This is a genomic window from Ascidiimonas meishanensis (genome assembly GCF_037782385.1).
Lineage (GTDB): Bacteria > Bacteroidota > Bacteroidia > Flavobacteriales > Flavobacteriaceae > Ascidiimonas > Ascidiimonas meishanensis.
Window position 1 is genome coordinate 1 of sequence record NZ_JBBEXD010000025.1, and the last position, 3,778, is coordinate 3,778.

A 3,778-nucleotide genomic window follows, 5' to 3' on the forward strand; every position below is an offset into this window, starting at 1 on the left:
AGAACGTTTATCGAGTTCGAGATAGCTTAGTGTTTTTTCTTCAAAGACCAGTGCAATATTATCAGGAGTTTTGTTTACTTGCTCCTGAAAGAGGTCTACGATTGTTTTGTCTTTAGGATAGTCAACTTTCGTGTCATTAAAGTCATGCAACAAAAGGGTTTTTTCTTTTTGTGGTAGAATACTCAGACCAGTCATATTCAGGGACACTTTCTTGTCCATAGCTTCCAGAAGTTGCTCCAGTGCCTGCACCATATAACACAATATTTGCTCGGGATCAAGACTACCATCAACTTGGGCGGTTAGTTCAAAATCAGAACCAAGGTCGTCTACATTTAAGTTAAAAGGATAATTGGTACGTTCCTGACCTGCCAAGAGAGTAATTCCCAGATCAAACTCTGTATTGATATTTTCTGATGATATAGGCGAAGAATGGCGATAATTGAGTAGCGCACTAAAAAGTGGAAGGTTATTTGGAATACCGCTCCACCGTTGAATACTAGCTAAAGGGGTTTGTTCATAGGGTACTAGCTCTTGCAACTGTGATTTAACTTTTTGTATATATTCCGCTACATTTCCTGACAGTTCTACTAAGACGGGCAGTGTGTTGATAAATAATCCTAAGGATTGATCAGCCCCTAGAGAGCCTTGTAAACGTCCTGAGAACAAGGAGCCAAAAATTGCATAGTTTGTATTGCTACACCGACCAACGACTATTCCATATGCGGCATGAAACAATACTGCGGGGCTAACTTTTAATGTACTTGAAACCGCTCGAATTCGGGCACTCAGATTCGATGATACTATACATTTTGCTTCTTTAATCTGAGTTCCATCCCCAAAGATATTGCTTAAGTCAAAGGGGTAGGAGGATATTTCAATTTCTTGATAACGTTCTTTAAAATATGCTTCACTATTATTGGTTGCTTGCTGATATAAGGCATACCCGATAAAATTACGGTACAATACTGGAGTGTTTAGTTGAGCTGAATTTTCTGATAAGCAGAGTGTAATTTCTCCAATCAGCTTTTCCAGTCCCACATGGTCTAATATTAAATGATGTTGGTTTAAAATCAGGTAATAATTGTCTGATTCAAGGTCTTCTGCTGTTTTAATATTTAATAGTGGAGCTTTTGAGAGGTCCATCCACTGCTTACCAGGAGCGGTTAGGACTTTTAATTCAGCTAATATATCTTGTGTATCAGAGAACTCTAAAGGTTCTATGGATAAAGGAGTATCTTTTAAGACCACCTGAACAGCATGGGGCAGCCCCTCACTGAAAATGCAGGTTCGTAACACATCATGACGAGATATAACAAATTCCAGTGCCTGTATAAAGGCTGTTCGTTTTGTTAGCTCTGAAAAGGACAGTAAACTAGGTAGAATGTACGGATCACCCTCTACAGGAGAACTCATCATATGATGAAAATGAATCCCTTGTTGTAAAGGTGATAATGGGTATATGTCTTCTATATTGGAAATACCCCCGGGAACACTAGCTATGATTTTATCCAGATCTTCCTGACTAAAATCAAGCAAAGGAACCATGGAAGGTGTAATGGTATCAGAGTCGATAGTAATACCATTATCAGGAACACGATAGGTATCGGATAGAGGTGCTAACTTTAGACTTAAATCACTGATGATGGGACTTTCAAAGATATCCTTAACCCTTAGGTGAAACCCTTTTTCTTGTAGACGAGAAATGAGTTGAGCCACTAATAGGCTATGCCCTCCCAGTTCAAAGAAGTTATCATGTACACCAATTTGTTCAACCCCCAATAACTTTTGCCAGATAGTAACGAGCGTTTGTTCGGTTAGATTTCTGGGCGCTACATAAGACTGACTGGACAATAGGGAGGCATCTGGGTCTGGCAGTGCCTTTTTGTCTAGTTTTCCGTTTGTGGTTAGCGGCATGGTCTCTAACTCGACCCAAATAGTGGGTACCATGTATTCTGGCAGGCTTTGTTTCAAGCTATCTTGAATAGCTTGTTTATCCAATGTTTCTTCTTCCAATACCATATAGGCTACCAGTCGTTTGTTACCAGAAACATCTTCTTTAGCGAGGACACAACAGGCGGCAACCTCTCGGATTTTAGCCAAAGCAGTCTCGATTTCACCTAGTTCTATACGGTAGCCTCGAATCTTTATCTGATGATCTTTTCTTCCTATAAACTGAATATTTCCATCGGGCATCCACCGTGCGAGGTCGCCCGTGCGATACATTCGTTCTCCTGGAACAAATGGGTTCTCGACAAACTTCTGTTTGGTCAACTCTTCTTTGTTCAAATACCCACGTGCGACCCCTGCACCACTGATGCATAGTTCACCAACGACTCCTATAGGCACTAACTCTTGCTGTTCACTAAGAATATAAATCTGGGTGTTGGAGATAGGAGAGCCGATAGGAATATTATTTCCCATTGTTTGACCAATACTATATATAGTCGAAAAAGTAGTCCCCTCTGTAGGACCGTAACCATTAATTATACTAAGCTCTGGATTAAGAACTTTTAAATTATTTGTGTGTTTAGAATTAACCGTATCTCCTCCTACTAATAAATGTTGAAGAGACTCAAAAAAAGATAAATCATATTCTGCGATTTGATGAAACCATGAAGCTGTCATCCATAACGTATTAACTTTTTTATCAACAAGTAGTTTCTTTAAAATATTTTTATCCAATATCGTATAGTTACTTGCTAATATTAATTGACCTCCATTTAATAGAGTTCCCCAATATTCGAGAGTAGTAGCATCAAAAGAAATAGAACCCGTAGGTAACCAGATCGTATCAGAATTCAGAGAGACATAATCACAATTTTTACACAAGTTAATAATACTTTGATGTTCAACCATGACCCCTTTAGGCTTTCCTGTACTTCCTGATGTATAGATGACATAGGCTAGGGTTTGAGGAGTGGCAATTGTACCGAAAGAATCTATTGATTCTTTTTTAATAGTCTTGAGATGTATACCATCTAAGACCAATGTTTTTATACCTTTTATTGTTTCTAAAGCTTGATAAGAAGTTTTAGAAGTTACTACCAAGTCGACTCCAGCATCTTGAATCATATATTTGATTCGCAATTCCGGATACCCGGGGTCAATGGGCACATAGGCAGCCCCTGCCTTTAAGATTCCCAGGATACCGATGATCATCTCTAGGGATCGTTCCAGAGATATGGCTACTAGGTCGTCTTTTTTGACGCCTTGTGCAATGAGGTAGTTTGCTAATTGATTGGAACGTTTATCGAGTTCGAGATAGTTTAGAGTTTTTTCTTCAAAGACCAGTGCAATATTATCGGGAGTTTTGTTTACTTGCTCCTGAAAGAGATCTACGATTGTTTTGTCTTTAGGATAGTCAACTTTCGTGTCATTGAATACATCCAATAAAAGATGTTTTTCCTGTTCAGGTAAGAATGCTAATTGTGTGATGGGTAGGGTCATATTATTCACGATACTAACCAACAAATTCTGGTAATGGCTCAACATACGCTCGATGGTTGCTTTATGGAATAAATCGGTACAGTACTCCATGTTAAAAGCAATACCGTTATCTCCTTCCACGGCGTTTAATGTTAAATCGTATTTAGCAGTTGTCTGTGCAAACTCATATTGTGCTATTTCCAAACCACCTAAAGGTCGTTCTTTCACTTTAGACAGGTCTTCAGGAGTGTTCTGTAAGACAAACATGACTTGGAACAAAGCAGAAGTGCTCATATCTCTGGTATCTACGACCCTTTCTACGATCTTTTCAAAAGGTGCGTGTTGATGTTCA

The 3,778-nt window shown here is 39.0% G+C and carries 1 protein-coding gene; it reads right to left on the reverse strand.

What is annotated here, in order from left to right:
- The coding region (locus WBG07_RS19215) for an amino acid adenylation domain-containing protein (protein WP_340203735.1) at positions 1–3,778 on the reverse strand (3,778 nt) is incomplete at both ends.